The organism is Mesorhizobium sp. M6A.T.Ce.TU.002.03.1.1, assembly GCF_003997275.1.
GTDB lineage: Bacteria > Pseudomonadota > Alphaproteobacteria > Rhizobiales > Rhizobiaceae > Mesorhizobium > Mesorhizobium mediterraneum.
The window spans coordinates 1-6284 of sequence record NZ_RZTI01000210.1 but is presented as its reverse complement, the minus strand read 5'-3'; the positions used below and the strand labels follow the sequence as shown (position 1 = coordinate 6284).

At 63.7% G+C, this 6284-nt stretch carries 4 protein-coding genes and 1 pseudogene; 2 read left to right on the top strand and 3 right to left on the bottom strand.

Features of this window, described 5'->3' with window-relative positions; genetic code table 11:
• The 3 genes and pseudogenes from EOC93_RS32135 to EOC93_RS32125 all read right to left on the bottom strand — a co-directional run.
• Positions 1-352: pseudogene (locus EOC93_RS32135) on the bottom strand (ABC transporter permease); the annotation flags it as partial.
• Position 353: 1 nt separating this feature from the next.
• The gene (locus EOC93_RS32130) at positions 354-1823 is read right to left on the bottom strand and encodes a sugar ABC transporter ATP-binding protein (protein ID WP_095484952.1); all 1470 of its coding nucleotides are present in this window, start codon (positions 1821-1823) and stop codon (positions 354-356) included.
• Positions 1824-1872: 49 nt separating this feature from the next.
• Positions 1873-2886 carry a substrate-binding domain-containing protein gene (locus tag EOC93_RS32125; protein WP_127206618.1) on the bottom strand — a complete coding sequence of 338 codons (1014 nt, stop codon included), beginning with the start codon at positions 2884-2886 and terminating at the stop codon, positions 1873-1875.
• A 207-nt stretch (positions 2887-3093) separates the two neighbouring features.
• Between EOC93_RS32125 and EOC93_RS32120 the strand changes: the two genes are divergently transcribed.
• Positions 3094-5505, top strand: coding sequence for a glucan 1,4-alpha-glucosidase (locus EOC93_RS32120; RefSeq protein ID WP_127206617.1), 2412 nt, complete (start codon positions 3094-3096; stop codon positions 5503-5505).
• 99 nt (positions 5506-5604) lie between these two features.
• Positions 5605-6284 (top strand): NADP-dependent phosphogluconate dehydrogenase (locus EOC93_RS32115; protein WP_127206616.1); only part of this gene is annotated, 680 nt, incomplete at its 3' end.

The window sequence follows — 6284 nt, the reverse complement described above, 5'->3', positions numbered from 1 at the left end:
CGTAGACACCGATCGAGCCGAGCAGGATCAAGATGCCGACCAGTGGCGCGTCCTTCAGCCACGGCGCCGTGACGCAGCCGACGAAACCGACGAAGGTGCCGATCGACAGGTCGAGCTCGTTGCCGGCGATGACGAACATCTGCGCGATCGTCGCCAGGGCGATCGGGATCGCCAAATTGAGCATCAGGCTGAAGCCGAAATAGCTGATGGCGCGCGGGTTGAGCCACGCGATCGCCAGCAGCACAAGCACCAGCGATAAAGCCGGCAGCAGGCTGCGCAACAGGCGCGCCCGCGCTAGCCTGTCACGCTCGGCGGAACCTTTGAGGCCGGTCTCGACAGGTGCTGCCGTCATCTCAGGCCGCGTCGCCGAACGAGGACTGGATGATCTTTTCCTCCGTCAGCTCGTCGCGCCCAAGATTGGCGACGATCCGGCCGTTCTTGAAGACGTAGATATGGTGGCAATTGTCGAGCTCTTCGGTTTCCGTGGTGTACCAGAGGAAGGTGCGGCCGCGGCCAGCTTCTTCGCGCACGAGGTCGTAGACCTCGAGCTTGGTGCCGATATCGACCCCCCGCATCGGGTCGTCCATCAGCACGATCTTCGCGTCGGAGCCGAGCGCCCGGGCAAACAAGGCCTTCTGCTGGTTGCCGCCGGACAGCGAGAAGATGTTGTTGTTCATGTCCGGAGTGCGGATGCCGATTTTCCCTCGCCAGAAGTCGGCGAGCTCGGCTTCGCGCTGCGGCGAGATCAGCAGGCCGTTGCGCAATCGCTTCAGCGAGCGGATGCCGATGTTTTGCGCAATCGACCATTGCGGGAAAATCCCGTCCGACTGCCGGTCACCGGCCACTAGCGCTACCGGCGCGGTGACCTCTATGCCGGTTTTAGAGCGCGCCGCAGCGGCGAAGATCGCCAGCAGCAGGTCGGTTTGCCCATGGCCGGCCAGCCCGGCAAGGCCGATGATCTCGCCCGCATGCGCGACAAGCTCGTTGCCGTCCTGCTGCCGCGCTGGGCGGGCCCGGACCCGCAACGGGCCGGTCTCCGGCTTTTGGGTCGCAATTTCGGCCGCGATCTTCTCACGCGCTTCCGCCCCACCCATGGTCGTCACCAGCCTGTCGCGATCGAAAGCCGTTGCCGCATCTGACGCAACGACCTTGCCGTCGCGCATCACCACGATGCGGTCGGCATTCCCGAGCACCTCGCCAAGGACATGCGAGATCAGGATGCAGCTCTTGCCTTCGGCGACAAAGCGCCGGACGAATGCCAGCAGCTGGCCGGCCGTATGCGCGTCGAGCGACGATGTCGGCTCGTCGAGGATGACCAGTTCGAGCGGATCCTGCGTCACAGTGAAGGCACGCGCCACCTCGACCATCTGCCGCCTGCCGATGGAGAGGTCGCCGGCGATATCGGAGGCGGAGATGCTGTGGTCCGGGAAGATCTCGTCGAGCTTGGCCGTGATGAGATCGGCAGCCTTGCGTCGCCAGCCGAGGCCGCGCAATGCCGGGTGGTTGATACGCGTGTTCTCGGCAACGCTGAGGTTCGGGCAGAGCGAGAGTTCCTGGAACACGCAGCGTATGCCGAGCTGTTGGGCGCGCGGCACCGAATAATTGTTCTCGATGCCGCCACGCACTGCGATCTGGCCGCTGTCGGGCACTAGCGTGCCCGCCACCATATGCATGAGCGTCGACTTGCCCGCACCATTGTGGCCGACGAGACCAACGCATTCACCGGCACCGACGTGGAAATCGACGCCGGCGAGGGCACGGACGGCGCCAAAATGTTTTTCGGCGCCGTCCAGCCGGATGATGTCTGCGCCGGCCTCGGGCATCCCTAGCGATATCCGGTCGGCAACGCGTGCGGCATTGGATGTGCCATGCTCACTTGATGTTGGCTTTGATCGCCGCGATGGCGTCTTCCTGTGTGTATTCGTGGCTGGCGACACCACCCTTGGGGATTTTCGGCAGCGCGGCCTCGAAATCATCTTGGGTGAACGCGAGGTATGGCACCAAAAGATCATGCGGGATGTCGGTGCGGCCGTCGAGCACCTGCTGCGCTACCCAGAAGGCCAGCGACGATACGCCCGGCGCGATGGAGGCCGACCAGGTCTGGTAGCCGTCCTTGTCCTTTTGTTCCTTCCACCATTGCAGCTCGTCCTGACGATTGCCCATGATGATGGTCGGGCGCGGCTTGCCGGCGGCGGCGAAGGCTTGTGCCGCGCCATAGCCGTCGCCGCCCTGATCGACGACGCCGACGATTTCCGGCAGCGACGGCAGGATCGTCGCGACCGCCTTCTGTGCTGTGGTCTGATCCCAGTCGCCGGTCACCGAACCGACGATCTTGAACTCGGGATGAGCGGCGATGCCTTCCAGAATTCCGGCATGGATGGCGTCATCGATCGACGTGCCGGCAAGGCCGCGGATTTCCAGCAGATTGCCGCCCTTGGGCTGGAACTTGGCCATCTGCTCGACTTCCTGCTTGCCCATGTCCTTGAAGTCGACGACCACGCGGTAGGCGCAAGGCTCGGTGACAATGCCGTCGAAGGAGACGACGACAATGCCGGCATCGCAGGCCTGCTTGACGGCGCCGTTGAGCGCATCCGGCGAGGCGGCGTTGATGACGATCGCGTCATAGCCTTGCAGGATCAGGTTCTGGACTTGGGCCGCCTGGGTCGGCACCTCCTTGTCGGCCGTCGTGAAGATGTCCGCGGCTGCCACCACCCCGTCCGCGACCGCCTTCTTGGTCACGATGGCATAGCTGTCGAGCATCGCCTGGCGCCACGAATTGCCGGCATAATTGTTGGAGAAGGCGATCTTCTTGTCGCTGGTATCGGCCAGTGCGGTGCCTGACGCGAGCATCGCCGCGAATGCCCCCAAAATGAGCATTTTCTTCATGTCATACTCCTCCCTGAGTTGCTGATCTTTTGTTGACTGCTGATGGTTGTTAAATTCGCGTCCCTGTTTTTTATCTATTGTCAGACAAATGCAGATGGCTCGCAAGCTGTCAACTGCAATCCGCGCAGAGTTGGCGATCAACTTGCGGTGCATGATTGAAAAGCCTTTGGTTCATGGGCTAGGGAAGGGTCTGGAGGCCCAAATCGAATGGCAGTGACGCCGACTGATGCGCCGGGCGCACCCGGAATTGCGGCGCGCTGGACCTCGAGCGCCAAGAGCGGTGTCGGCACCGCGCTTTCACTGGCTAGCCGCGTCTGGTTCACGATCAGCCACGGCATCCTCAACGAGATCTACTATCCCCACCTGGACAGCGCCTGCACGCGCGACATGGGGTTGGTCGTCACGGGACCGGGCGGCTATTTCTCGGAAGAGAAGCGCGATGCCGAACACAGCATCGAGCCGTTCGAGGACGGCGTGCCCGCCTACAGGTTGGTCAACACCGCGGCTGATGGCACCTACCGGATCGAAAAGCGGATCATTACGGATCCGGAACGTCCCGTTTTGCTGCAGGAAATCAGCTTCACGCTGCTGAGAGGCACGGTTGCCGATCACCGCGTCTACGCGCTGCTGGCGCCGCATCTGGTCAACGCCGGCATGGGCAATACCGCCTGGGTCGACGACTACGAGGGAAAGCCTGTCCTGTTTGCATCGGGGCGTGGTGTTTACTTGGCGCTCGCCTCGTCGCTGCCTTGGGGAGCCTGCTCGGCCGGCTATGTCGGCGCCTCCGACGGGTGGCAGCAACTCCATTGTGACGGCCGGTTCGATCCGGCTTATCAAAGGGCAGAGAACGGCAATGTAGCGCTGACAGGGGAGATTGGCTTTTCGGCCGAGAACCCAAAAGTCTTGCTGGCGCTGGGTTTTGGGGCAACACCGCAAGAGGCGGCGGGGGTTGCTTCCGCCAGCTTGAAGCAAGGCTTCGATGCCGCTGCCGAGGTCTATGTCGAAAAATGGCGCAAATGGCAGAAAGGGTTGCTTCCGCTCGACCGGCATGCAGTATCCGGGATCAACACCTATCGCGTCAGCACGGCTGTTTTGGCAGCGCACCGGTCGTCCGCGAAATCCGGCGCAGCCGTCGCCAGCCTGTCGATCCCATGGGGCTTCAGCATGGGCGACGACGATCTCGGCGGCTATCACCTGGTCTGGCCGCGCGACCTGGTCGAAACCGCGGGCGGCTTCCTGGCCGCCGGCGATCCGGCGCAAGCGCTTGAGATTCTCGCCTATCTCCGTTCCATCCAGCAGCCTGACGGCCATTGGCCGCAGAATGCCTGGCTCGACGGGTCAGCCTATTGGCCCGGCATTCAGATGGACGAATGCGCCTTTCCGCTGCTGCTCGCCGACGCGCTGCGCCGGGCCGGGCACCTGCCGCACGCCAAGCTGCTCGCCTTCATGCCGATGATCGAGCGCGCCGCTTCCTATGTCGTGCGCAATGGTCCGGTCACCGGCGAGGACCGCTGGGAGGAGGACGCCGGCTACAGCCCGTTCACGCTTGCCGTCGAGATCGCAGCGCTGCTTGCGGCGGCCGACATGTTCGGTGTTTGCGGCAAAGCAGAGCCGGCAAATTATCTGCGTGAAACCGCCGATGTCTGGAACGACCAGATCGAGCGCTGGACCTATGTCACTGGCACTCCACTGTGCGAAGAGGTTGGCGTCGCAGGCTACTACGTCCGTATTGCGCCGCCCGACACCGCCGGCGCGGCGTCGCCGAAACACGGTTATGTCCCGATCAAGAACCGACCGCCCGCCGATACGGACCGGCCGGCCGAGGCGATCGTCAGCCCGGATGCGCTGGCGCTCGTCCGCTTCGGCCTCAGGGCCGCCGACGATCCGCGCGTCGTCGACACGGTCAAGGTCATCGATGCGCGGCTGCGCTGCGACCTGCCGCAGGGGCCTGTCTGGTATCGCTATAGCGGCGACGGCTATGGCGAACACGCCGACGGCGCGCCCTTCGACGGGACCGGGCAGGGTCGCGCTTGGCCGCTGCTCACCGGCGAGCGCGCGCATTACGAGCTGGCGGCGGGGCGCAAGGACAGAGCGGCGAGCCTGCTGAAGACGTTCGAGGCCTCGGCCGGGTCTGGCGGCCTGCTGCCCGAGCAGGTCTGGGACGGTCCCGACATGCCGGAAAGGGAATTGTGGCGCGGCCGACCATCGGGCAGCGCCATGCCGCTGGTCTGGGCGCATTCGGAGCACATCAAGCTGCTGCGTTCGCTGAGCGACGGCGCCGTCTTCGACATGCCGCCGCAAGGCGTGAAGCGCTACATCGAGGACAGGACCGTGTCGCCGCGCCGGACATGGCGCTTCAACCACAAGGTCCGCATCCTGCCCGCCGGCAAGATGCTGCGCGTCGAGCTGCTGGCCCGAGCGGTGGTGCATTGGAGCAGCGACAATTGGGCGACCGCCCATGACGCCGAGACGACCGAGAATGCCTTCGGCATCCATCTCACGGATCTGCCGGTTGCCGATGTTTCGCCGGGCAATACGATCGTCTTTACTTTTTTCTGGTCCGATGCCGGCCGTTGGGAGAATGTCGACTTTTCTATCGGTATCGACAAGCTGGATTAGAGCATGATCCCGAAAAGTGGAACCCGGTTTTCGGAAAAGATCATGCTCCAACAATAGAGCCAATAGGTTTTCTATCCCTCAAGAATCAGGACGAGAAACATGCAGATCGGAATGATGGGACTGGGCAGGATGGGCGCCAATATGGTGCGGCGCCTGCTGCGCGATGGTCACGAATGCGTGGTCTACGACATCAACCCGGCCAGCGTCGCAGCCCTTGTGACGGCAGGCGCGATCGGAGCGGCGTCGATGGAGGAGTTCGTCGGCAAGCTGACCAAGCCGCGCAGCGCCTGGCTGATGCTGCCGGCGGCGATCACCGGCCGAATCGTCGATCAGGTGGCCGCATTGATGGAGCCGGGCGACATCATCATCGATGGCGGCAATTCCTATTATCACGAGGCTGTCGACCATGCAGCGCGTCTGGCCTTGAAAGGCCTGAGCTATGTCGATGTCGGCACCAGCGGCGGCGTCTGGGGCCTCGAGCGCGGCTATTGCCTAATGATCGGCGGCCCCGACAGCGCGGTCCAGCATCTCGACCCGGTCTTCGCGACCCTGGCGCCGGGCACCGATGCCGGGGCACTTGCTCCGGGAAAGGATGCCGGAACGGCCCCGTTCGGTTATCTCCACTGCGGACCAAGCGGCGCCGGCCACTTCGTCAAGATGGTCCACAACGGCATCGAATACGGCGTCATGGCCGCCTATGCCGAGGGCATGAACATTTTGAAGTCGGCCAATGCGGGCAAGCGGCAGCGGACGGCCGATGCTGAAACCAGTCCATTGGA